Genomic DNA, 25,327 nt, shown 5'->3' with positions numbered 1-25,327 from the left:
TAGTCAGCCACTTGAGGTTTTTTTAGAATTTGATAACCGAAAAACCAGAAAAAAGAACTGCAGAGTAATCTACAGTTCTTTTTGGTATTTTTTCACCGGTAAATGCACTTTAGGTAAAATAGAGCCTATTATAGCCCCGATTAGAGCTGGAATGATCCATCCAAGGCCAATATCGTATAGAGGAAGGTGGTCCATATATAATGACGTGACAGAATTGAATAATGAAATATCGATAATTGGCAGATTCGCGACCAAAGCGCTATATCCATCAATAAAACTCACTAAGAATGTCATCGCAATTGAAGCGGCGTATACGCTTTGCTTATTTCCGAAAAGCGGTGATATTAGAGTCAATAAGATAAGGATGATCGCTAATGGGTACAGGAACATTAGAACCGGTACAGCAAATTGGATGATATTGTTCAGACCAAAATTTGCGATTGTGAATGAAACGATGCAAAGAAGAAGCACAAACCTTTGGTATGAAACCTTTGGCAATAGATCATGAAAAAACTCGCTGCATGCAGTGATTAACCCAATGCTAGTTTTTAAACATGCCAGTACAATAATGATAGCCAGCAAAATTGCACCGTAGGGCCCAAAATAGTGTTTTGCGACTGCGGAAAAAATTTGTCCGCCATTCTCGAATGTTCCGATGGCTAATACGCTAGATGCTCCCATATACGTTATTAGTCCATATATCAGCATCATCAGTGACATTGCGAAAATGCCGGATTTCAATGTAGCCCTGGCAATTTCTTTCGTGGTGGTAATTCCTTGCCCTTTAATGGCATTGATGACAACAATCCCGAATGCCAGGGATGCAAGGGCATCCATTGTATTATAGCCTTCTTTGAATCCTGTGATAAAAGCTAAATCTGCATAAGCACCGCTCGGTTCCCCAAAACTGCCCATTGGCTTCATTACAGAGATCCCAATTAATATAAATAGAAAAACGAGAAAAGCAGGTGTCAGATATTTTCCAATGTAGTCCATCACCTTCGCAGGATGCAGTGAAAAAAAGTAAACGATGACAAAGAAAACGAAACTGAAAATTCCCAGCCACAAACCAGCTTGTCCTGGAGCAATGTAGGGTTCAAACCCAACAACGAACGGGACAGTTGCAGTCCGTGGAATTGCGAAAAAGGGTCCAATCGTCAAATAAAGAACTGTCGCAAAGCCGATGCCGAAAACAGGATGCACTCTGCTGGCTAAATCACGCAGGCCAGTGCTTCCCGAAAGGCCAATCGCCAATATGCCTAAAAAAGGGAGGCCGATGGCTGTTACCAGGAAGCCGATCAATGCAGGCCAGAAGTTCGTGCCTGCCAGCTGTCCTAGTTGAATAGGGAAAATCAAATTCCCCGCTCCAAAGTACATCCCAAATAGCATGGTCCCAATCAGGGCATAAGTTGAAAACGAAATTTTTTGCTGCATATAACTTGTCTCCTCTTCTTGTTGTTGTGAATTTCTGGTTCAAGTACTTCTTTAGGTGGACTAGGAGAAATTTAGATAAAACCTTAAAAATAGGAAAGGGAACTCCAAGTATTGGAAATAGAGTAAAAGCTTGTTCAATCTATCACAAGAGAATATAGCCCAGCTTCAAAACCAACCCAAAAGAAGAATAATACACACTACTATATATACTAACTCTTCACAAGTCAATTAAGTTTTTAGTATTTTTTGAATAGAAGGAAAGCAGTTTGGTGTTTAAATCAGCCGATGGCTTTATTCAGGGAATATAGTTATTCACACGCGAAATTTTGATATGTTAGTGTCTGTTAAAAAACTGCTCTTCTCAACCGATAGTATAGAAGGATGAATTTTAGTTCAGGAGAGAATCATATGACGATCGAACAAGCAGAAGCCATTTTGAAGAATCCGGAATTGGGACGGTATTTGACAAGAGAAGAAATGGAAGCAATCGATTTCTTAATCAGTTTGGCAGGATCAAAAGCACAGAAGTAGACTTGCTTCTGTTTTTTTGTATGAGTTTAGTTACAATCATGGATGCTGACTTCGAGCATTAAATAAAGAACCCTTGCGGTTGTGCAAGGGTTCTTATATGAGGTAAATGTATACTAATTATTTTCCGCAGCTTTTCTAATCTCGAATTCTGCTTTTATATCTTTTAATAACTCCTGGTCTGTGATTAATTGAAAAGCTGTCAAAGCGAGTGCTTTAGCTCCTTTAAGCAAGGCTTCATCTCCCTGCTGAGAAGCGGCTGCTTCCCGGAATGGAACAGTGTGGGCAACAAGATTATCCGGTCCAATTTTGATATAAGGGTGGATGGTTGGCACCACCTGGCTGATATTGCCGGCATCGGTTGAGCCAATTCCGTCCCTTTCATCAGTTGCAACTGTCTCCCCAAGGTCTTCGATAACATTTTTAAAAACCTCATTATATCGATCATTTAATAGAAGATTATCAACTTCATTTTGGAAGGCAATAACATTCAGCTCAGCACCAGTTGCCAGGGCTGCACCCTCTGCAATTGCTTTGACGCGGCGGGTCACTTCATTTAATCCGCTCCGTGTTGCAGCCCGTATGAAGAATCGTGCTTTTGCGTATTCAGGAATGATGTTTGGTGCATCACCTCCATGAGTGATGATTCCATGGATTCGTACGTCATCAGTCAACTGCTGTCTCAATGCATTGATGCCATTGAAAAGCTGAATCACCGCATCCAATGCATTGATACCTTCATGAGGCGATGCGGCCGCATGGGCTGGTTTGCCGATAAATTCAAAGTCAAGTGGATCAACAGCAAGGGAAGACGTAGTCAACCTTGTTTGTCCGGAAGGGTGCAGCATCAATGCCGCATGAATTCCCTCAACTAGGCCATGCTTTACAAAACTTCCTTTAGCGCTTCCGTTTGGGCCGCCCTCCTCGGCAGGCGTTCCAAAAACGACTGCTTCACCGCCAGTCTCATCGAGCACTTTGCTTAGTGCGATCGCTGCGGCAACACTTGTCGTGCCAATGATATTATGGCCGCAAGCATGGCCTAACCCCGGAAGAGCATCATATTCTGCCAGAAAGGCGATAGATGGTCCATCTTTTTCAGATTTTTTCCGTGCAACAAAGGCGGTTTCATGTCCCGCTACGGCCTTTTCTACTTCAAAACCCTCATCCTCTAAAATCTTGATAAGCCGTGCAGAGGCGAAAAATTCTTCATTACCGATCTCCGGTCTTTCATGGATATCATGACTGGCCGATAAGTAAAGCTCCTTATTAAGCTCAACGTTACCTGTAATAATTTCCTTTAACTCCTGAAGTGTTTTTATTGGTGTTGTCATCCTGAATCCTCCTCAATTTTTTAAAGTGAGAGGAAGGGTGCAGAGCCTGTCTGATATCCCTTCCGTTTTATAAATTGCCGTTCAGCCTATTAACCTACCACCCAATCTCGCTAAGCGGAACAAATGTAGGTAGTGTATTTCCTTTGTACTCTTTCTCGATGAACTCCTTTGTGTCATCCTGTTGGTAGAGTTCAGCCAATCTTTTCAAAGTTTCATTGTCTTTATCTTCTTCGCGGACTGCAATGATGTTGATATATGGAGTGGCCGTTGCACTCTCAAGAAAGATCGCATCCTTCTTTGGTGTAAGTCCTGCATCGACTGCGATTCCGTTGTTGATGATGGATGCTGCTACATCTGGCATTACCCTTGGAGTCTGGCCGGCAACAAGCGTAACAAGTTCAAGATTCTTCGGATTTTCAACGATTTTATCGAGGGAGCCAATGCCATCGAAGCCGTCCTCAAGCTTGATCAACCCAGCTTCCTGAAGTAAAAGAAGTCCTCTTCCCATGTTCGTAGCTTCATTTGCAAGGGCAATCTTCCCGCCTTCAGGGATGTCTTTTACGTCTTTATATTTATCTGAATAAATACCCATTGGTGCAATCTGTGTCGTTGCGATTGGTACAAGGTCAAGATTATGTTCCTTGATAAAAGCGTCAAAATAGGAAACGGTCTGGAATGAGTTTGCATCCAATTCACCTTCTGCAAGGGCCAGGTTTGGCTGGACATAATCAGAGAAAGTGACGATTTCGACTTCAATTCCTTCTTTTTCTGCCTTTTTGGCGACAAAATCCCATACTCGGTGATCGGTGCCGCTGACTCCAAGTTTCACTTTGACGGTTTCTCCGCCTTTCGCTGATGATGAAGAGCTGGAGCATGCGCTGCTGATTACTGCTAGACTAAGTACAATCAAAGCTAATAAAAGTTTTTTCATTTTGGTTTCCTCCTGGTTATCTTCTTCTGATTTTTTTAGCTGATATATTTCCAAGGGATTGAAGCCCCTGAACCATTACAATCAAGATGCCGACTGTGATGAACATCGTCTGGGTATCAAATCGCTGGTAGCCATATGTAATCGCCAGGTCGCCCAGTCCGCCGCCGCCGATTGCCCCGGCCATTGCTGATGCACCGATCAATCCAACAGTCGCAATCGTAAATGCGAGGATCAGCGAGCTCATCGCTTCGGGAAGAATGAATTTGAAAACAATCTGCCAGGGCGTGGCTCCCATTGATTCGGCTGCCTCAATCACGCCAGGATCCACTTCGAGCAGGGAATTCTCTACCAATCTGGCAATATACGGACCTGCATAGAAGACGAGCGGGACGACAGCTGCGGCTGTACCAATCGACGTGCCAACAATCAACCGGGTCAGCGGGATGATGGCAACCAGCAGGATGATGAATGGCACAGAGCGGAAGACGTTGATGACGCTGTTGAGTACATTGAAAATAGGTGCGTTTTCTAGTAAATGGCCTTTCCGTGTGACCACAAGCGCAATTCCCAGTGGCACCCCCAGAACTGCCGAAAACAGGAGAGAGAATGCAACCATTTGCAGTGTTTCAATTAAGGCTTGGATGATTTGCTCTGAATTAACTAGCATTTGCTGTCACTTCCTTTATGCTTACTTTTTGTTGATCGATAAAATTAAGAGCCCTCAAAATTTCTTTATCACTGCCCTGGAACTCGACAATCAGGTTACCGAATGGAATGCCCTGAAGCTCTGTGATATTGCCGAAGAGAACATTGACATTGATATCGAATTTCTTAGAAAGCTGAGAAAGAAGCGGCTGACCGGCTGACTCACCGACAAAGTTGATCCGGAATACCTTATGCAGCCCTGAATTTCCTTCAATAATCCTGTACACGGAATCAGGAATACTGTCATTCATGATGGTGCTGATGAAATTTCTTGCTGTTTCTGTTTTAGGAGCTGAAAAAACACTGAAGACAGTGTCTTCTTCGATGATTCTGCCATCCTCGATGACAGCAACTCTGTCGCAAATTTCCCTGATGACGGACATTTCATGGGTAATGATTAAAATCGTAATGTTGTACTCCTTGTTGATTTTTTTCAAAAGCTGCAGGATGGAACTGGTTGTCTGCGGGTCAAGGGCAGAAGTCGCTTCGTCACAGAGCAGGATTTTCGGCTGAGTTGCCAGTGCCCGGGCTATTCCGATACGCTGCTTCTGGCCGCCTGAAAGCTGGTCTGGATAATTGTCTGCTTTATCAGCCAGGCCGACAAAGTCGAGGAGCTGATACACCCTTTCTTTTATTTTGTCTTTTGGAAGTTTTGCGAGAATGAGCGGCATCGCAACATTATCAAAAACAGTTTTCGAGTTTAAAAGATTGAAATGCTGGAATACCATGCCGATATTCTTTTTTATCTCCCTGACTTCTTTTACTGAAAGGGAAGTCATATCGCAGCCATCCACAATCACCCTGCCTGATGTTGGCCGTTCCAGTAGGTTTACGCAGCGGATCAATGAACTTTTTCCTGCACCGCTGAAACCAATGACTCCGAATATTTCTCCTTCTTTGATTTCCAAATCAATTCCATTCAGTGCCGCTACCTTGTTTCCGCGGCTTTCATAAACTTTTTCCACTTTCTCAAACGTAATCATTGTTTTCCTCCTTTTTAGGGCATAAAAAAAACTCTTCCCGGAAACAGGAAGAGGGCATGCCGCAACGAATGCTGGACAATATCTCTTCTTATCTCCCAAGCTCATGCTTGCTGGATTTGGCACAGTCCTCAATGTGAGTCCGCTGCCGAGGCTTCATAGGGCCAGTCCCTCCGCCTCTCTTGATAAGAAAGTATCGATATGAAATTTTAAAGTGGGGATATTTGTAAAAAACAAAAAGTCCCCTTCAGAAAGAAGAGGACATCAAATGAAAAGTCGGCCTCTTCTTATCTGTCAAGCTCATGCTTGCTGGATTTGGCACAGTCCTCCAAAGGAGTCCGCTGCCGAGGTGTCATAGGGCCAGTCCCTCAACCTCTCTTGATAAGAAGTAACGAATATTGAGTTGTAAATCTTGTTTATTACTTTACTGTGTCATAGAAAAAGTGTCAATCATTTTGTTGGATTTTTTTTAGCAATACGAAAAATAGGAATATAGTATGAACTGCCAGGGGGGTCAGGCAAAAAAAGAGAAACCCCTGCAGCAGCAAGGGTTTCAATCGAGAAAAAAGCTCTATCGAGTAATGACAATCGGCCCATTCTTCGTAAGGATGATTGTATGCTCACATTGAGCGACAAAGCTGTTTTCTGTTACATATGTCCATTCATCGTTTTCATTTTGGAAGACTTCTTCCTCACGAGTTGAGATGAATGGCTCAAAAGCGATGACCATTCCATCCTTTAAAAGCTCGTCATCCCATGGCTCATGATAGTTGTAGATATGATCGGGTGCCTCATGGATTGTTCGTCCAATCCCGTGTCCGGTCAAATTCTTGATGACTGTCAGGCCGTTCTTTCTCGCAGTTGCGATAACTGCTTTACCTAGTCCGCTTTTCTTCGATCCGGGTTTCGCCTTTTTCAGACCTGCTTCAAACGCCTCGACGGCTGTTTCGCATATCTTCGTTAAAATTGGATCCCCTTTGCCAACGACAAATGAGATGCCGGTATCAGCGAAATATCCATTTTTCGATCCGGAAACGTCGATATTCACAATATCGCCTTCTTGGATGACGCGGCTTCCCGGAATTCCATGGGCTACTTCTTCATTCACACTGATGCATGTGTACCCTGGAAAATTGTACTCACCCTTTGGCGCAGAAATCGCACCATGCTGCTCAAACATGGCACCCGCGATTTCATCAAGTTCCTTGGTGGTAATTCCAGGTATGGTCTTTTGGACCAATTCATCACGTATCAAGCCGACAATCCTGCCAATTTCTTTCAAGCCGTTAAAATCTTCCTCTGTTTTCGCAATCATAATATATTCCTTTCCATTAGCTTCGATTTAAAAAACTCTACGATTAGATTATCCTTTTTAGTTATGAAAATCCATCCTTTAGGTTTGAGGAGCATATATGCAGGATCCGTTATATGGCCGCATTGTCATAATCCTGCCCTTTTTGTAAACGATACCAACACGATGGTATCAATATTTTACTCAATAAACCTAAAACTAAAAAATTGGTACCATAAGCAAAATTCCATGGCTTATAAATGTAAGCCCTTTTTTTTATGATTAAGGTACAAGAAAGACAAAGCAACTAAGGTGGTGAAGAAATGGAAGTCAAGATTCAACAGCCAGTCGAACAACAAGTCAGTGACACCATAATGGTAGAGCCTACAAAAAAGGAAAAATACAAAAAAATCAAAAAGACAATCATTTCTCAAAAGTATTTGCAAACGATGGCGCTTCTCGGAGTAGTGTGGATGTTCATCTTCAACTATATCCCGATGTATGGGTTGATCATCGCTTTCAAGGAATACAGCATTATCAAAACGATCTCAGAAGCACCATGGGTAGGATTGATGCAGTTCAAGGAATTCCTGCAGGATGAGAACTTCTGGATTGTCCTGAAAAATACACTGGGAATCAGCTTGATCAAACTAATTATCGGGTTCCCGCTTCCAATCATTTTTGCTCTTTTGCTTAATGAACTTACATCAATGAAGCTAAAGAAAGCGGTTCAAACGATCTCTTACTTGCCACACTTCATTTCATGGGTTGTACTTGGAGGGATTTTGACAACATGGCTGGCAGATATCGGTGTCTTAAATGATATCCTGCTTGGTTTAGGGTTGATCAGCGAACGTACGAATTTCCTTGCTTCACCTGATAACTTCTGGGCGATCGTCATTCTATCGGATATATGGAAAGAACTTGGTTGGTCAGCAATCATTTATCTTGCAGCAATTGCTGGTGTATCACCAGAACTGTACGAGTCATCAACAATTGACGGAGCAAATCGTTTCCAAAAGATGTGGCATGTTACATTGCCATCGATTCGCCCGACAATCACCATTCTTTTCATCCTTGCTGTAAGCGGTGTCTTGAATTCAAACTTCGACCAAATCTTGATTTTGCGTAACTCATTGAATGAAAGCGCAAGTAATGTAATTGACATTTACGTTTATCAAATGGGACTTCAGAATGCCCGCTACTCTTACGCAACAGCAGTCGGTTTATTAAAAGCAATCATTGCCTTTATCCTGCTCCTGTCTGCTAACAAGATTGTGAAGAAACTGAATGGAACATCTTTATTCTAAGGGGGTGAGGTTGTGTTTAAGCTTTTTAAACGGAACCGGCGAACAACAAGCGAATACATCTTTGACAACATTAACATTCTGATCATGCTCTTTATCTGTGCCATTACGCTCTACCCAATCTGGTATGTACTCGTCAATTCATTGAATGATGGTGTGGACGCCATGAGAGGCGGGATTTACTGGTGGCCGCGAGAATTTACTTTGGAAAACTACAAGGCTGTTTTTGAAACCCAGGGTATTGTCACATCATTTGGCGTGACAATTGCCAAAACGGTTATCGGGACGATCACCCATGTATTCTTTACCGCAATGGTTGCTTATGCAATTTCAAGACGTGACCTTTACGGCAGGAACTTCTACATGCTGGTCGGTGTCATCACAATGTTTTTTAGCGGCGGATTGATTCCTTACTTCCTGTTGATCAGGGATCTAGGATTGTTTGATAACTTCCTTGTATATATCATTCCAACAATGTTTAACTTCTTCCACTTAATCATTTTTGTATCATTCTTCAGGGAGCTGCCAACGTCTCTGGAGGAAGCAGCAAAAATGGACGGCGCAAATGACTTTATGATTTTTATCAAAGTAATCATCCCGCTTTCAATGCCGGTTATTGCTACCATTGCATTGTTCCAGGGAGTATACCAGTGGAACGACTACTTTGCCGGAGTCATCTTTGTGAATAATCCAGACCTGCAGCCGATCCAGACTTATTTATACAAAGTAGTTGCTGAGTCAAGCTCAAACCAGATGATGACGAATGCAGCAGGGTCGATTGCCACGAAGACGGTAACATCTCAGTCTATCAAATTGGCAACGATGGTTGTTACTACACTTCCAATCATGTTAGTCTATCCATTCCTGCAAAAGTACTTTGTAAAAGGAATGCTGATTGGATCTGTAAAAGGTTGATCTACTAACTTCGATTTAAATTTTTCTTCATAGAAGAAATTTAAATAATCCTGGCTTCATTATTGATATGTCCTGCTTTATACATGAAGGATACCCCCTTCTGACCTTGGGAAAGGCTGGTACTTAGGAAAAAAGCCTTTCCCGCTTTTTCAAAGCAGTGTACATTTAGTAATGTGGCCCAAAATAACACAAAAGAGAGAGGGTCAAAAAATGAGGAGAAAATTCTTTTCCAAAGGCTTTTCACTATTGCTTGTTCTGTCATTGGTTTTAGCACTATTTTCAGGCTGTTCTAGTAAGACAAATGAAAACGCTTCCGATGAAAAGGACGCGGACAAACCAAAGGCAACGGCTGATGCACCCGGCTGGCAATCCAATAAAGAACCTATTACGTTTGATTGGTACGTTAACTTTTCCTGGTTCGCACATAAATGGGGCGACGATGCTGTTTCCAAGTATGTAACAGATAAAACTGGTGTTTCAGTCAACTTTATCTCACCTGCTGGTAACGAAGCAGAAAAAATGAACACAATGATCGCATCTGGAAAACTTCCTGATTTCATCACGATTGGCTGGTGGGAAGATGCTGTTAAGAAGATGATCGAAGGCGAGCTTGTCCTTCCATTAAATGAACTTGCAGATCAATATGATCCATATTTTTATAAAGTAGCAGATGGAGCAAAAATCGAGTGGTATAAGCAAGAAGATGGCAACACATATGGCTACCCGAACGCTTCTTCTTCACCAAAGGATTTTGACAAATATAAAGACCTTAAGCCTTCTAACCAGACTTTCCTTGTTAGAAAAGATATGTATGAAGCAATTGGCAGCCCTGATATGAGCACTCCAGAAGGATTCTTGAAGGCACTTGAAGCTGCTAAGAAGGAATTCCCTGAAGTGAATGGTGCACCATTGATTCCATTTGGTTTGAATGAGTTTACTGATGTAGGTAATACTTCTCTTGAAGGCTATCTGCAAAACTTCCTGAACATTCCTATGGAAAAAGACGGAAAGGTTTATGACCGCAGCCAGGATCCTGAGTATCTTGCATGGTTAAAGACTTTCAGAGAAGCAAATGACAAAGGACTTCTTGCAAAGGATATCTTTATCGATAAGCGTCCGCAAATGGAAGAGAAAATCTCACAAGGCCGTTACTTCGCAATGCTTTACCAGCGCAGTGACCTTGCAGCACAACAGCACGCATTGTATGCAAAAGATCCTAACTCAGTTTATATCGCAGTAGACGGACCAGCTAACTCAAATGGAGATGGACCAGCATTAGCAGGTGACAGCATCTCAGGCTGGACAGTTACTTTGATTTCTAAGGATGTAAAAGATAAAGAAAGAGCGATCCAGTTCCTGACTTACATGATCAGTGAAGAAGGACAAATGGATCTTTACATGGGTAAAGAAGGCGAAACGTATGATATGGTTAACGGTAAGCCTGAATTCAAGCCAGAAGTACTTGATCTATTGAACAAAGACCGCGCAGCATTTGACCAGCAGTATGGCGCATCATTCAAATATTGGATGCTGATGGATACAAACATGAGCCTTGCGTGGGCACCTCCTGCTTCTGAACCATTCAAGCAAATGGAAGACTGGACAAAAGGCAAAACAGTCAGCTATGCAGAATTTGATGGCATCAGCCCAACTGGAACTTCAGCTGAAGGTGTAGCAGCAAGCAAGATCGCACAGGAATGGGGCAAAACTCTTCCTAAGCTCCTTTTAGCTAAATCAGATAAAGAGTTCGATAAAATCTTTGAAGGCTTCCTCAAGAAGCGTGACTCTTTCGGCTATGAAAAAGTGGAAAAGTACCAGCAGGAAATCTATGAAAAGAACAAAGAGAAACTTGATGCAGCAAAATAAATAACTATGGAAAGACTGTTCCTTCTAGAATTAAATTTCTTGAGGGGGCAGTCTATTCCTCTTTTTGCATATAGGTTAGAAAAACTGCGATGGATTACAACATAATTTCATTAAATTGAAACACTTTACCACAATATTAATATTGAATATAATTTATAATTTTTTTATGCGGAAAAAATGGATGTGAAAATATGAATTTTCAAAAAACAATTAACAAAGCTGCATCATGGTTAAATCGACTTTCCCTGCAGCAAAAGCTGATTGCCTTATATATCATTATTATCATTATTCCTATTATTATTTTCATCTCTATTTATTCCAGTAACGTGTATGACAGAGCGATCAATGAAATCAGGATTAAAAGTGAAAATGCTCTTGAAATCGAGAAAATCCATATAAAAAACAATATTGAATCAATGAGACGAACGGCTCAAATGGTCGTTTCGGACATAGAATTCATTGATTTTGTGAAAAGCAGGAACGAAGCAAATATTGATCAGTTGATTGATTTCAGAATGAATGAGCTTTCGAATGTTACCAGGCTGCAGGCTAATAACCCAGCGATTGAAAATATCCGCCTGTATACCACCAATCCATATATAACCGAAATGTGGCCGATTCTCTTTAAAGAAGATCGAATCATGGATAAGCCATGGAGAGAAGAGGTCATCAACAGGAATGGGATGGAGGTTTGGTGGTTCGACCAGCAGACAGAAGATGTCCTTGAAAGACTGCCATCGCAAAACACAGCGAAAATCTCATTGCTGCGGGAATTGGATTACCCGAAGGATGAACATTTAGGCATCATCGAAATCAATATGTTCCTTAAAAACTTTTTCCCCAAGATGTTCGGAACGGTGCAGGACCCTGATTCGGTCTATGTCGTCATCGATAAGGATAACAACATGATCAGGAATTTCCATCACACCTATTTTGAAGATGAGGGAATTGACACTGAAGAACTCAAACTTAAATTCAATAAATCAAAACACGAAGGCACCGGCAGTTTTCAATTCGAAAACAATGAAACCCCTTATCTTGTCATCACTGCCTATATTGATGATTTGGATGCCTATCTGCTGAATGTCATTTCGCTTGAAGGCCTATATGCGGAAACGGCCAAGACGAGGAATGTCATTTTTAGCGGAATTATCTTCCTAGTTATCATTCTTTCTTTTGTCACCTATGTACTGGTTTTATTGCTCCTGAAAAAAATGTACAAATTGAAAGATTCAATGAAGCGAGTAGAACAGGGCGACTTTTCTGTTGATGTTGAAATTGGTGGGCAAGATGAGATTTCGGAGCTGGCATTTCATTTTAAAAGTCTCCTTGGTAAAATGAATGGATTGATCGCCGAAGCTGTCAACAAGCAGGCAACAGCAAAAGAAACAGAATTAAAGGCGTTGAAAACCCAAATTGATTCTCACTTCCTTTACAACACATTGGAAAACATCAAGATGATGGCAGAAATAGAAGGACAGTATCCTATTTCTGATGCTGTCACCTCCCTTGGTGAGATGATGCGCTACAATCTTAAATGGAAGAATGACTTTGTAGTACTTGATGAAGAGCTGAATTATATAAAGAACTATGTGGAGATTATGAATCTGCGTTTGGATGGCTTGTTAACCTTGAACATTGATGTCCCCCAGGAACTGTATGACCAGGAAGTTCTGAAAATGTCGCTGCAGCCGATCGTTGAGAATGCAATCAAACATGGAATCATTCCTAACGACCAGAAAAATGAAGGCATCCTGCAGGTGAATGCGAGATGTTCAGAGGACCATATCATCATTGAGATAAAAGATAATGGTGTGGGGATGACAAAAGAAGAGTGCGAGTCGCTCAACTTATCCATTCAAACAGGGGTGAAAAATCAATTCTCTGGTTCTAAAGGTGGAAATGGTATAGGTATCCATAATGTGAATGAAAGAATCCAGCTTTACTACGGGCCGGAGTATGGAGTGTTTGTGACAAGTGAGAAAGGCGCATTCACAATGGTGACGGTAAAAATGCCTTGTAAAATCATGAAAGGAGGCAGCCAAAGTGTATAAAGTTCTTATAGCAGATGATGAGAAAAATATCCGGTTGGGTATACAGGCTATGATCAAGCGGGAATATCCAGATTTCGAAACATTCATTGCTTCAGATGGACAGGAAGCCCTTGATGGTATATTGGATAATAAACCGGATATCGTAATCACTGATAGTAAAATGCCAAGGATGGATGGTATCCAATTAATTAAAGAGCTCCAACAGCAGGAAGAAATTAAAACATCGATTGTGATCCTCAGCGGATACGATGATTTCACTTATGCCAAGGAAGCGATCAAACATAAGGTGAAAGACTACTTATTAAAGCCGGTAAACCGCACAGAGCTATTCAAAACTTTGAATACGATCATAGAAGAACTGGAAAACAGCCAGAAAATGACCTACCAGCACATGGATGACTACCGTGCCAGCCAATTGAATTACATTTTGCTTAATCCTAATATCCAACAGGAAGTTGTAGAAGATCTTTATAAGAAAATGAAAATAGAATCTTATCCTGAAGGATACTACGTGGGAATCATTCAGGTGGATGGAGATATAGATGGAGAGGACTTTCTTAATAAAGTTAATCAGCTGCTCTATTCCAGCAGTGACAGTATTCCATTCCTTGATAAAGACGGACGGGTGACAATCATTTCAGCAGATTTTGAGCAGTTCTCTATTCTGAAAGAACAGCTTGGCAGGGACAGGCATTCAATTTTTACCATTGGAATTAGCGAAAAGGCACAGGATATAAGAGAGTTTAAAAAAACCTATGGTCAGGCAGCCACAGCGATCAAGTATCATTTCCTTTATCCGCGCCGCCAAATCATTTTATATGAGAATGTTAAAGAGAAACCAGATGTAGCCTCTCTTCCGGCAGACCTGATCAATAAAATTTCCAATATGCTAGGGACTGAACGTGAAAAGGAAATTAAAGATAACCTTAGACAGGTTATGGACTTTGATGTCATTGCCCACAGCAGCATCGATTATCTTGAAAACCTTAACGAGGAAATCAATGAGACGATTTTTAAAGGCTTTTTCAAGAGGTTGGGGGAAGAATCTCTAGTAACTTTCGAGCTTTTGAATAAGATAGACAATATCTATAACTTTGACAACTTCCATGAATACTTCCATGCTCTCGAGGATTTGTTGATGAGAATCCATGAATACAATAAACAGGTAAAAGCAGTGTATTCAGAGCAAAAGTACATGGATAGGGCAATTGCTTATATAAGGGAAAATTACCATAAGGACTTGAATCTAGCCGTAGTTGCGAATTACATTTCATTGAATTACTCCTATTTCAGCCATATGTTCAAGGAGTATATTGGACAAAACTTCGTTGACTATCTAAAAATGGTCAGAGTAGAAAGTGCCAAGCGGCTGTTGAAGGAGACGGATTTTAAAATACTGGAAATCAGTGAGATGGTCGGCTACAAGAACCCAAAGCAGTTTGCGAGAGTGTTCCGGGAAGTCGAAGGAATTTCACCAAAAGAATTTCGGGAAATGAATGGATGAAGAGAGCCGAATTGGCTCTCTTTTTCAGTTTTTAAAGTTATCGTTGAAATCTCAAGACGGAGGTTGCAAAAGTACTGCTTATAATTCTGATTGGGTATTTTTTATCTCGTATGTGACTCCATTTGCTTAAGCACCCGAAGTTCAGACAAAAGATCTTCGATGAGGATTCATAATGTCCGAAGTCACCCCAAGTTCGGACAAAAACTCGTCAGAGCAGCTTCGTTTTATCCGAAGCATCCCCATATTCCTTTTTCATCCTTCTTTAACATCTCCCGCCAGACGTTTCTAAAAAATCACCCGTTTTTAGGAGTTTTTGGAAGCATTTTCACAGGGAACTACGCTCTTCTAAAATATTGACACCCTAAACAAAATTCTCTATCTCAAGATGCCTGGCTGTCAAAGGTAGAATAGGAATTGAGATATGTTTTGTTCGAAGCAATCAGTATGTCAGAAGGGGGCAGTTTAGGTGGACTCAAAAAATCATGGGAAATTACACAAAGAAATGATGACGCTTTCAAAAGCTGAAGCAGAGTGGAAATTAGTTTGGGAAGAGAACTTTAGTCTTTCTGAAATAGATGAAAACAAATGGAATTTTGTTGAGGCCGGCACTGGGTTCGGGAATGAAGAATCCCAGTTCTATACAAGACGAAATGAAAACGCGCGGATTGAAAATGACATGCTCGTTCTTGAGGCCAGGAATGAAGAGTACAACGGGATGGATTATACATCCGCTAAATTGACGACCAGAGGCAAGGCAGCCTGGACATACGGGCGATTTTCGATTCGAGCTAAATTGCCGGAAGGCCAGGGAATCTGGCCAGCAATCTGGATGATGCCAGAGGATATGGAAAAGTATACTGGATGGCCTGCCTGCGGGGAAATTGACATCATGGAGCTGATCGGCCATCAGCCTGGTACGGTTTATGGAACGCTGCATTACGGCATGCCTCACACATATACAGGTGAAAATTATACGCTTCCTGACAGTAAAAAATTCTCTGATGATTTTCATGTCTTCACCCTTGATTGGGAACCAGGCGAATTCAGATGGTATGTAGATGATGTCCTGTATGCAAGGCAGAGTGAATGGTTCAGCAAGGCTTCGGAATCAGAGGAACAGCAGCCTGGTTTTGCACCTTTTGATCGAGAATTTTACCTCCAGCTGAATCTTGCTGTCGGGGGGAAATGGCCTGGATATCCGGATGAAACAACCCAGTTCCCACAGCGAATGACAGTTGATTACATCAAAGTTTACAAGAGAGAAGACCAATAACATTTGAGGTGAGAAATAGATGACTAGATTTTCAAGAGATTTTATTTTCGGAAGCGCTACATCTTCCTATCAGATTGAAGGGGCGTATAAAGAAGACGGCAGGAGTCTTTCCATTTGGGATACATTTTCGCGTACTCCCGGCAAGGTCTTCAATATGGATAACGGGGATGTCGCCTGTGACCATTACCACTTATATGAGAAGGATGTAGAAATTTTAAAGACACTTGGTGTGGACTCCTATCGTTTCTCGATTGCCTGGCCAAGGATTTTCCCCGAGCAGGGCAAGTATAACGAAGCTGGAATGAACTTTTATAAGAAGCTTATTAGCCGACTGATTGAAAATGGAATCAAGCCTGCTGTTACACTCTATCATTGGGATTTGCCAATGTGGGCACATGAAAAGGGCGGCTGGACAAACAGAGAATCCGTAGATTGGTTCATGGAGTATGCAGAGAAATGCTTTGAGGAACTTGATGAGCATGTAGAAATGTGGATCACCCATAATGAGCCATGGTGCGCAGGATTCCTTGGTTACCATCAGGGAGTACATGCGCCAGGCCATACCAATATGGAAGAGGCGTTGAAAGCTGTCCACCATATGCTTCTGTCCCATGGTGAGGCGGTTTCCTTGCTTAAAGGGAAATTTGCTTCCACAACTCCGATCGGCATTACGCTGAACCTGTCACCGATGTACGCGGCAAGCAATTCTGCCAATGATCAGTTGGCTGCCAATAATGCGGATGGCTACACGAACAGGTGGTTCCTGGATCCTGTGCTTAAAGGTCATTATCCGGTTGACATGATGAATTTGTTCTCCAAATATGTCCATTCCTTCGACTTTATCCAGGAAGGCGACTTGGAGAAGATTTCAGTAGAATGTGATTTCTTTGGAATCAACTATTATAATCGAAGTCTTGTTGAATTCAATGCAGCATCGGACTTCCTGTTCAAGAGTGCATACTCGGATTATCCGAAGACAGGAATGGGATGGGATATATCACCGGCTGAATTTAAAGAGCTGATACACCGCTTGCGCAAGGAATATACGAATCTGCCAATCTATATTACCGAAAATGGTTCGGCGTTTGATGATTACGTATCAGATGACCATCGTGTCCATGATTCTGACAGACAGGATTATGTAGAAAGGCATATTCAGGCAGTTGCCGAGCTTAATGAAGAGGGCATGAACATCGCTGGATATTATCTATGGTCATTGCTCGATAATTTCGAATGGGCATTTGGCTACGACAAACGTTTTGGAATTACTTATGTTGATTTTGAAACTCAGGAAAGAATTCTTAAAGATAGCGGTTACCGTTATGCAGAAATTATCAGGAACCGTTCAATCTAAATCCAATGACTTCGGAGTGATCAATAATGGAAAGATACCGCTTTGATGAAAATCAATATCTTGTAATACAGGAATTCGATCAGGCAAAAACATTCTCAAGCTTTCTCCCTGGCCTGGCAGGTTTATACGGTATACCAATCTGGGCGTTCTACGTCAACCGAGGGCAGGGAATTGTCAGCTTCGGTGTGCAGGACAAAAATCATGCTATAACTGAATTTTTCCCGGCAAATCAGGCGTATCAGCGAGTAGGGACAAATGGTTTCCGCACATTCATCAAGCTGAATGGAAATACCGTTTTTGAGCCGTTTTCTTCATATGGAAGCAAGAAAGACCGAAAGAGAACGATGTATATAAAAGAAAATGAGATGAAGCTCGAAGAAATCAACCATCAACATGGCGTGAAAACAGTAGTAACGTATTTCACGCTTCCGAATGAGAACTTTGGCGCTCTGGCAAGAAAGGTGGAAGTCGAAAATCTTTCTGAGAGTCCACTTGAATTTGAGATCATTGATGGGCTGCCTGCAATTATCCCGTTTGGAATTGATGACGCTGCTTATAAAGCAGTTGGGAACACACTGAAAAGCTGGATGGATGTATTCAATCTTGAAAATGGCATTCCATACTACCGAGTCCGCTCATCAACGAATGATTCGGCGGAAGTTGAAGAGGTTTCAAAGGGACATTTTTATTTAAGCTTTGATGATGAAGGTCAGCTGATCAAGCCAATCGTGGATGTGGACCTGATCTTTGGTTCGAACAGTTCACTGTCTTATCCTGATGAGTTTGAAAAATCGTCTATTGATGAGTTAATAGCAGCTGAGCCGGTAACCTCCAATAAGGTTCCTTGCGGTTTCTCCGGTTTGGGCCGAGTGCTTGAGCAAGGTGCTAAACTTTCCTTCCATACCCTGATCGGCCATGTGAAGGACATTGAAATCATCAATGAAAAAGCAGCCGACATCAGAGCTGGCGGATATATGGAAAGAAAATATGAAGAAGCACAGAGCCTTGTTACAGAGATTACGAAGGATATTGAAACAAAGACAGCGTCACCACTATTTGATGCCTATGTAAACCAGAGCTATCTTGACAATGTGCTGCGAGGCGGCTTTCCAATTGAATTGGAAAGTGAGGATTCAGCCTTTACTTATTATGTTTTTTCCCGCAAGCACGGCGATCTGGAGAGGGATTACAACTTCTTCTCGCTTGCGCCTGAATACTTCTCGCAGGGGAACGGCAACTTCCGGGATGTGAACCAGAACCGCAGGAATGACGTATTTTTCCATCCTGAGACGGGAGACTACAATATCAAGCTGTTCATGAGCCTGATCCAGGCGGATGGCTATAATCCGCTCGTTGTAAAAGGAGCAAGCTTTGAACTAAAAGATCAATCTGATTGGGCTTGGCTTGATGAGGTGGTTCCAGACCAGAAGGATGCTGAATTCATCAAAAAGAAGCTGAGCGGAACCTATACACCAGGTGATTTACTTCAAACGATCTCAGACAGTGACATTCAGCTTTCTTCATCTCTTCCGGATTTCCTGAAAAAAGTTCTTTCAAGGAGCTCCCAGAACATTGAAGCGGAGTTTGGAGAAGGCTACTGGATGGACCACTGGACGTACAATCTCGATTTGGTTGAAAACTATTTGAAGGTGTATCCAGAAAATAAGGCGCAGCTATTATTTGATGATCATGGCTACAAATACTTCCTTAGCCCAGTATTTGTGAACCCGCGTTCTGAAAAATATGTCCTGGCAAATGGCAAGGTCCGCCAATACGATGCCATTACTGAATTTGGACATCAGAAAGAGTCAAATTGGGTGAGGAAGCCTGACGGTGAGTTCTTTACATCCAATCTTTACAGCAAACTATTCTCGCTTGCACTGCTGAAATTTTCTACATTGGATCCTTATGGTATGGGTGTGGAAATGGAAGCGAATAAGCCAGGCTGGAATGATTCCATGAATGGCCTGCCAGGAATTTTCGGATCAGCCATGAGTGAGACATTAGAGCTGAAACGCCTGTTCGAATTTGTCATCGCTTCTGGAGATGCTGGTGAGCTGGAGGTTACACTTCCTGCAGAAGTAGTCGATCTGGCTGAGACAGTTGTGGAATTCCTGAATCAAATTGAAAATGGCGAGCTGGATGAGTACAGCTACTGGGATCAAACAGCCTCTGCCCGTGAAAAATACCGCGAGTTAGTGAAAAACGGATTTGAAGGTACAGAAAAGAACATTGAGTTACAAAAGCTTACTGCTTATGCAAAGCAAATGCTTCTTAAAACAAAAGCGGGAATCGATAAAGCGACAGAGCTTGGCAATGGGCTGATTCCTACCTACTTCTCTTTCGAAGCTGTTGACTGGGAAAAGATTGTGGATGAAAGCGGAAATGAAAAACAGAATAAAAAGGGCTTGCCTTTAGTAAAGGTCAATAGCTTTAAAGTGTCTGTTCTTCCGCATTTCCTTGAAGGTCCTGCAAGGGCATTGAAGACTGCTGATCACCAAACAGCGAGGTCGACCTATCAGCATGTAAGGAACTCGGAAATTTACGATAGTAAGCTGAAAATGTACAAAACTTCTGGTTCTCTTGAAGACCAAACCTTTGATATCGGCCGGGCGAGGGCATTTACTCCTGGATGGCTTGAGCGTGAATCCATCTTCATGCATATGGAATTCAAGTATCTGCTCAGTGTCTTGAAATCCGGATTGTATGATGAGTTCTATGAAGATATCAACTATGCGATGCCTCCATTCATGGATGCGGAAGTGTATGGAAGGAGCGTCCTTGAAAACTCATCCTTTATCGCTAGCAGCGTGAACCCTGATTCAAGTCTCCATGGTCAAGGTTTTGTTGCGAGGCTGAGTGGAACAACGGCAGAGTTCTTAAGCATCTGGCAATTGATGATGATGGGGAAAAAGCTTTTTGACGTAAACGAAGAAGGGTTGACGTTGAAGCTCGAGCCGATTCTTCCTTCATGGCTTTTCGATTCAGAGGGCAAGGTGCAATTTACCATGCTGGGCAAGATTACGGTAACCTATCACAATCCTTCAAGGAGAAATACTTTCGGGGACGATGGTGCCAAGACAGTAAAATATGTCCTCCATATAAATGGCGAAGAGGTTGAGATTCATAGCGAGCAGCTGCAGGAAACCTATGCACAAGCTGTCAGGGACGGAAAAGTATCAAGAATGGATGTTTACCTAGATTAATAGATGAGGTGCTGACACATGGAATTGAAAATGATCCAGACTGCTAAGGATACCGAAGAACGTTTTGCTGATAAGGGCAATCTTTCTTTTACAGATGAGCCAGGCCAAGATTTTGTGATGAAGCTTGATCCAGATAAGAAATATCAAAGCTTCATGGGATTCGGCGGAGCTTTTACAGAGGCAGCTGCTTACACACTGGCACAAATTCCCGCGGAAGAACGCGCAAAAATAATCGACAGCTATTTTAACCAGGAGACAGGTCTTGGTTACAGCCTGGGCAGGACACATATCCACAGCTGTGATTTTGCTCTAGAGAATTACACCTATGTTGAAGAGAATGACACGGAACTTAAAACCTTTTCAATTGAACGTGAAAACAAATATGTATTGCCGCTTATCAAGGATGCTGTGAAGGCAAGGGGAGAGGAATTGACAATCCTTTCTTCTCCCTGGAGCCCTCCAGCATGGATGAAGACAAACAATGAAATGAATAATGGCGGGCAGCTGAAGCCTGAGTTTTATGGGGCATGGGCGTTGTACTATACGAAGTACATCAAGGAGATGGAAAAGGAAGGCGTGCCGATTTGGGGAATTACTGTTCAGAACGAACCGGAGGCAACTCAGGTTTGGGATTCTTGCAGATATAGTGCAGAAGAAGAACGGGACTTCGTTAAAAACCACTTAGGGCCTGTCATGGAGCAGGAAGGCCTTGGAGATAAAAAAATCATCATCTGGGATCATAACAGGGATATCGCCTATGAGCGTGCAAAGACGATTTTATCAGATTCAGAGTCTGCTAAATATATTTGGGGCACAGGCCTCCACTGGTATGTCTCAGAAGAATTCGAGAATTTGAGCAAGATTCATGAAGACTTCCCTGATAAGCACCTGATTTTTACCGAAGGCTGCATTGAAGGCGGAGTACAGCTAGGCGCATGGCATACTGGAGAACGTTACGCAAGGAACATCATGGGTGATATTAACAACTGGCTTGAAGGCTGGATTGACTGGAATATCGTCCTGAACGAACAGGGCGGACCAAACCATGTAGGAAATTATTGCGATGCACCGGTCATCGTTGATACTAAAACCGGAGAGGTTCACTATAATAGTTCCTTTTATTATATTGGTCACTTCAGTAAGTACATCAAGCCGAATGCAGTTAGAATCGGCCATGAACTTAATCATGAAACTTTAAAAGCAGTATCATTTAAAAACGAAGATGGCTCGATTGTTGCGGTTGTCATGAATGACGCAGAAACCACTGAGTCATTCTCACTATCGGTCGAAGGCAAGACTGCCAAAGCCGAGCTGCCTGGTCATTCGATTACAACATTCATTATAGAAAGTTAAGGCTTGCCACCTCCTTGTCATGACAAAATGTACTTTATGCTAAGTGAATTACATGAAAAGGAGGTGGTTTTAATTTAGGAGTCTGTTTTAACGCTTGAAATATAATGAAGGAGGAATTGGTATGAAGAAGACTCTGGCTCTTTTGTTGAGTGCCATGATGGTTTTGCCTGCAGCCAGTATCGCTGCCCCAAAAGATAAAACGGGAAATAACGACCTGAATCTCAAACAGAACAAATCCGAGTGGACTCTTGTGTGGTCAGATGAGTTTAACGGCACGGAAATCGACCGCAGCAAATGGACTTATGACATTGGCAACTGGATCGTGGATGAGAATGGCAATGGAATCACCTCAGGCTGGGGCAACAATGAAAAAGAGTATTATACGGATTCAAGTGAAAACTCTTTTATAGATGATGGCAAGCTGGTCATAAAAGCGAAAAAAGAACAGGTTACAGATCAATTTGGAACGTATGATTACACTTCAGCCAAGCTGAAAACAAAAGGCCTGTTCAGCAAAAAATACGGGCGATACGAAATCAAGGCGAAACTGCCGACAGGTAAAGGACTTTGGCCCGCGATCTGGATGCTTCCTGAAGAAGATAAATATGGTACATGGGCAGCTTCAGGTGAAATCGATATTATGGAGGCGTGGGGAAGCAGTCCGCATAAAGTAGCTGGAACAATTCATTATGGAGAAGGCTGGCCAAACAATAAATATACTGGCAAGGAGTTCGAACTTCCTAAGAACAGGGGAATCGACAGCTGGCATACATATGCCCTTGAATGGGAGCCTGGCGAGCTGCGCTGGTATGTCGATGGAGAACTCTATCAAACTCAAAATAAATGGTACTCAAAAGGAAAGGATAATGCAGCAAACTTTTCCTACCCTGCACTTTTTGATCAGGAATTCTATTTAGTTATGAACCTCGCAGTTGGCGGCTGGTTTGACGGAGATCCTGATGAGACAACGAAGTTTCCGAGCCAGATGGAAGTAGATTATGTAAGGGTCTACGATTTGAAAAAACGCGATTACCGTGAGCCGGTTGAGCCAGTGGCAGGGCCTGTTGTTTTGCCTGACAATGCAAAGCAGCCGCTGGAAGATGGGAATTTAGTATATGACCAGAATTTTGAGGAAGCAATTACTGATGTGAGTATGCCTGGTGATGAGCTGAATTTAAAGTATTGGAACTTTGTCCACTTACCGGATTTTGGCGGAGTTGGCAGCATTTCAGTTCAAAACCTGGATGGCACAAATTTTGCCAAGACAGAAATTTCAAATCCGGGATCAGCGCTTTATTCCCTGCAAATGATTCAGAACATCTCGCTAGGAAATGGCGGGAAGTATAAGGTTAGCTTTGACGCCAAATCGACAGCTGCCAGAAACATGATGGTAAAAGTTGGTGCGGGCGCTGAAGGAGACTGGGTAAAGTATTCTAATGAGGAATCCTTCCAGCTATCCGATGAACTGAAAACCTATGACTTCACTTTTGATATGCTGAATGAAACCGATATCGCAGCCAGACTTGAATTCAATCTTGGCGGAAACGGGACCAACCCAGTTTGGATTGGTAACGTGAAAGTAGAAGATATTACTGGGACTCCGGTCGACGAAGATGCGACTAAGCAGCCGCTGCCGAATGGGAATCACGTTTTTAATGGTACATTTGACCAGGGCGGCATGGATAGAATGATGTATTGGAATTTCTCAGTCGGCGAGGCATCTGCATCGGCATCTGTTTCTGAAAACACACGAGAACTAGAAGTGGCAATTGAAGATGGTGGCAGCCATCCGGAAGCAGTCCAGCTTGACCAAAAAGGGATGAACCTGGTTGCGGGAAATGATTATAAGCTTAGCTTTAAAGCAAGATCAGACGAACCAAGAAAAATTCAAGTCAGTCTTATGAACGTGGACGACACGGTTAATTACTCTGGAATGGACACAATCGAGCTCACTTCCTATATGGAAGAGCACACATTTGATTTTACAATGCCAGAAGATGTATCTGACTCAGAAGCTCGAGTCGTCTTTAACTTTGGAGGCGAAGATGGCGATGTCTATTTGGATGATGTTGTCCTGTTGAAGACTTCAAATACTCCAGATTATGGAGATATCGACTTATATCCTTTGAAGAATGGTGATTTTTCAGACGGTTTTTCATCATGGGGAAGTTATGTGCATTACGATGCAGGTGGCCAAGTTACAGTAGAAAATGGCGAGGCAAAAGTTAGTATCGGCCATGAAGGCAATGAAACCTGGAGTGTCCTTTTGGAACAGCCGAATTTAAGCCTTGCTAAGGGAGTAGTCTATGAGCTTAGCTTTGCCGCTCGCTCTACGAAGGAGAGGAAGGCAGAGGTTACGGTAGAAAACGCACAGTACCACAGGTATTTCGAAAAAGTGATCCCACTTAGTGACGAAATGCAGCAATTCACATATGAATTCACCATGCCCGATGATGACATTGCGTCTTTCAAAATGCTTCTTGGTAAAAACGCTCTTTCACCAGTCGGCGCACATGATGTATTTATCGATAACGTGGTGTTAAAGGTTAGAGACGCTACGGCCGAAGAAGAGCCTGTTTCCACACCTGGGATTGACAACGGAACATTCGGTGAAGGCACAGCAGGTTGGACAGCATGGTGGGGCGACCAGTGGGGCGGTTATGCTGTTGGAGAGATGGTTGCTGAAAATGGAGAACTGAAGGTTGCGATTTCACAGGTTGGCGGTGCTTCATATTCCCCTCAAGTCTTTCAGAAGGACCTGCTTTTTGAAAATGGCAGCAGCTATACAGTAACGTTTGATGCAAGAGCAGATGTGCCAAGGAAAATGAATGTCAATATAGGGAAAGAGTTGTCATACGATCCTTGGTTCATTAGCTATATGCCAACAAAAACAGTGGATTTAACGACTGAAATGAAACGACATAGCTATATCTTTGTCATGACTGAAGAAACCTTTAACGATGGCAAAATCGTTTTCGAACTCGGCAATATTTTAGACGGCAATGCGGCAACGAATGTCTATCTAGACAATGTAAGCATCATAAAAAACTAAGTTAATTAGCGGATGGGGCGACTTGGTCGAAATAATTGGTAATGTGGTCGAATTATTTAAAAATTCGCCAATAAAACTCAAAATGTGGTCGAATTATTATGAAATTCGCCAATAAAATTCAAATAGGTCTGAATCAAGAGGCAGAACAGCAAGTCTTTTCTGCCTTTTTCCTTCTATTCCATTGCGTTGCTTAAAAATTTATTAACAATCACAGTTGAATGAGCGGAGGCCAGCGTAATACTG

General features: G+C 42.3%; 17 protein-coding genes and 2 riboswitches. Of the genes, 11 read left to right on the top strand and 6 right to left on the bottom strand.

From position 1 onward, the window contains the following. Positions 1-69: 69 nt before the first annotated feature. A complete protein-coding gene (gene brnQ, locus FOF60_RS19740; RefSeq protein WP_192472211.1) occupies positions 70-1,434 on the bottom strand; it encodes a branched-chain amino acid transport system II carrier protein in 1,365 nt (454 codons plus the stop codon). 408 nt (positions 1,435-1,842) lie between these two features. On the opposite strand from brnQ, the gene FOF60_RS19735 reads away from it, so the two are divergent. After that, the gene (locus FOF60_RS19735; RefSeq protein ID WP_264647594.1) at positions 1,843-1,965 is read left to right on the top strand and encodes a hypothetical protein; all 123 of its coding nucleotides are present in this window, start codon (positions 1,843-1,845) and stop codon (positions 1,963-1,965) included. Between the two features lie 113 nt (positions 1,966-2,078). On the opposite strand, the gene FOF60_RS19730 is transcribed toward FOF60_RS19735, so the two are convergent. From FOF60_RS19730 to map, 5 genes are all read right to left on the bottom strand, one after another. Next, a complete protein-coding gene (locus FOF60_RS19730) occupies positions 2,079-3,293 on the bottom strand; it encodes a M20 family metallopeptidase (RefSeq protein WP_192472212.1) in 1,215 nt (404 codons plus the stop codon). A gap of 94 nt (positions 3,294-3,387) precedes the next feature. Then, positions 3,388-4,224, bottom strand: coding sequence for a MetQ/NlpA family ABC transporter substrate-binding protein (locus FOF60_RS19725; protein WP_192472213.1), 837 nt, complete (start codon positions 4,222-4,224; stop codon positions 3,388-3,390). Positions 4,225-4,240: 16 nt separating this feature from the next. Further along, positions 4,241-4,891, bottom strand: coding sequence for a methionine ABC transporter permease (locus tag FOF60_RS19720; protein ID WP_192472214.1), 651 nt, complete (start codon positions 4,889-4,891; stop codon positions 4,241-4,243). After that, the gene (locus FOF60_RS19715) at positions 4,881-5,912 is read right to left on the bottom strand and encodes a methionine ABC transporter ATP-binding protein (RefSeq protein ID WP_192472215.1); all 1,032 of its coding nucleotides are present in this window, start codon (positions 5,910-5,912) and stop codon (positions 4,881-4,883) included. Before FOF60_RS19715 ends, FOF60_RS19720 begins: the two co-directional genes overlap by 11 nt. An 85-nt stretch (positions 5,913-5,997) precedes the next feature. Further along, a riboswitch (SAM riboswitch) is annotated at positions 5,998-6,101 on the bottom strand. 92 nt (positions 6,102-6,193) lie between these two features. Continuing rightward, positions 6,194-6,297, bottom strand: a riboswitch (SAM riboswitch). Positions 6,298-6,480: 183 nt separating this feature from the next. Continuing rightward, complete coding sequence (map, locus tag FOF60_RS19710) at positions 6,481-7,224, bottom strand: type I methionyl aminopeptidase (RefSeq protein ID WP_192472216.1); 744 nt, start codon at positions 7,222-7,224, stop codon at positions 6,481-6,483. A 350-nt stretch (positions 7,225-7,574) separates the two neighbouring features. Here map and FOF60_RS19705 point away from each other — a divergent pair, with 350 nt between their 5' ends. The 10 genes from FOF60_RS19705 to FOF60_RS19660 all read left to right on the top strand — a co-directional run bounded on the left by FOF60_RS19705 (position 7,575) and on the right by FOF60_RS19660 (position 25,084). Further along, positions 7,575-8,510, top strand: coding sequence for an ABC transporter permease (locus tag FOF60_RS19705; RefSeq protein ID WP_225650232.1), 936 nt, complete (start codon positions 7,575-7,577; stop codon positions 8,508-8,510). A gap of 12 nt (positions 8,511-8,522) precedes the next feature. Further along, on the top strand, positions 8,523-9,422 hold the full coding sequence (locus FOF60_RS19700; RefSeq protein ID WP_251615557.1) for a carbohydrate ABC transporter permease: 900 nt from the start codon (positions 8,523-8,525) through the stop codon (positions 9,420-9,422). Between the two features lie 210 nt (positions 9,423-9,632). Continuing rightward, on the top strand, positions 9,633-11,288 hold the full coding sequence (locus tag FOF60_RS19695; RefSeq protein ID WP_192472218.1) for a type 2 periplasmic-binding domain-containing protein: 1,656 nt from the start codon (positions 9,633-9,635) through the stop codon (positions 11,286-11,288). A gap of 191 nt (positions 11,289-11,479) precedes the next feature. Further along, positions 11,480-13,342 carry a sensor histidine kinase gene (locus tag FOF60_RS19690; protein WP_192472219.1) on the top strand — a complete coding sequence of 621 codons (1,863 nt, stop codon included), beginning with the start codon at positions 11,480-11,482 and terminating at the stop codon, positions 13,340-13,342. Beyond that, on the top strand, positions 13,335-14,846 hold the full coding sequence (locus tag FOF60_RS19685) for a response regulator (protein WP_192472220.1): 1,512 nt from the start codon (positions 13,335-13,337) through the stop codon (positions 14,844-14,846). Before FOF60_RS19690 ends, FOF60_RS19685 begins: the two co-directional genes overlap by 8 nt. A 466-nt stretch (positions 14,847-15,312) precedes the next feature. Further along, complete coding sequence (locus tag FOF60_RS19680; protein ID WP_264647593.1) at positions 15,313-16,119, top strand: glycoside hydrolase family 16 protein; 807 nt, start codon at positions 15,313-15,315, stop codon at positions 16,117-16,119. Between the two features lie 19 nt (positions 16,120-16,138). Then, positions 16,139-17,473, top strand: a complete 1,335-nt coding sequence (locus FOF60_RS19675) for a GH1 family beta-glucosidase (RefSeq protein ID WP_192472221.1) — start codon at positions 16,139-16,141, stop codon at positions 17,471-17,473. Between the two features lie 26 nt (positions 17,474-17,499). After that, positions 17,500-20,679 carry a cellobiose phosphorylase gene (locus tag FOF60_RS19670; RefSeq protein ID WP_192472222.1) on the top strand — a complete coding sequence of 1,060 codons (3,180 nt, stop codon included), beginning with the start codon at positions 17,500-17,502 and terminating at the stop codon, positions 20,677-20,679. Positions 20,680-20,697: 18 nt separating this feature from the next. Then, positions 20,698-22,032 (top strand): glycoside hydrolase family 30 protein, encoded by a 1,335-nt coding sequence (locus FOF60_RS19665; RefSeq protein WP_192472223.1) that lies wholly within the window; start codon positions 20,698-20,700, stop codon positions 22,030-22,032. 121 nt (positions 22,033-22,153) lie between these two features. Then, entirely contained in the window at positions 22,154-25,084 is a 2,931-nt protein-coding gene (locus tag FOF60_RS19660) for a carbohydrate binding domain-containing protein (RefSeq protein WP_192472224.1), read from the top strand. Positions 25,085-25,327: the final 243 nt, after the last annotated feature.

The organism is Mesobacillus jeotgali, assembly GCF_014856545.2.
GTDB lineage: Bacteria > Bacillota > Bacilli > Bacillales > Cytobacillaceae > Mesobacillus.
Note: the sequence above shows the minus strand (reverse complement) of the source record. Positions and strands in the feature narration are given on the sequence as shown.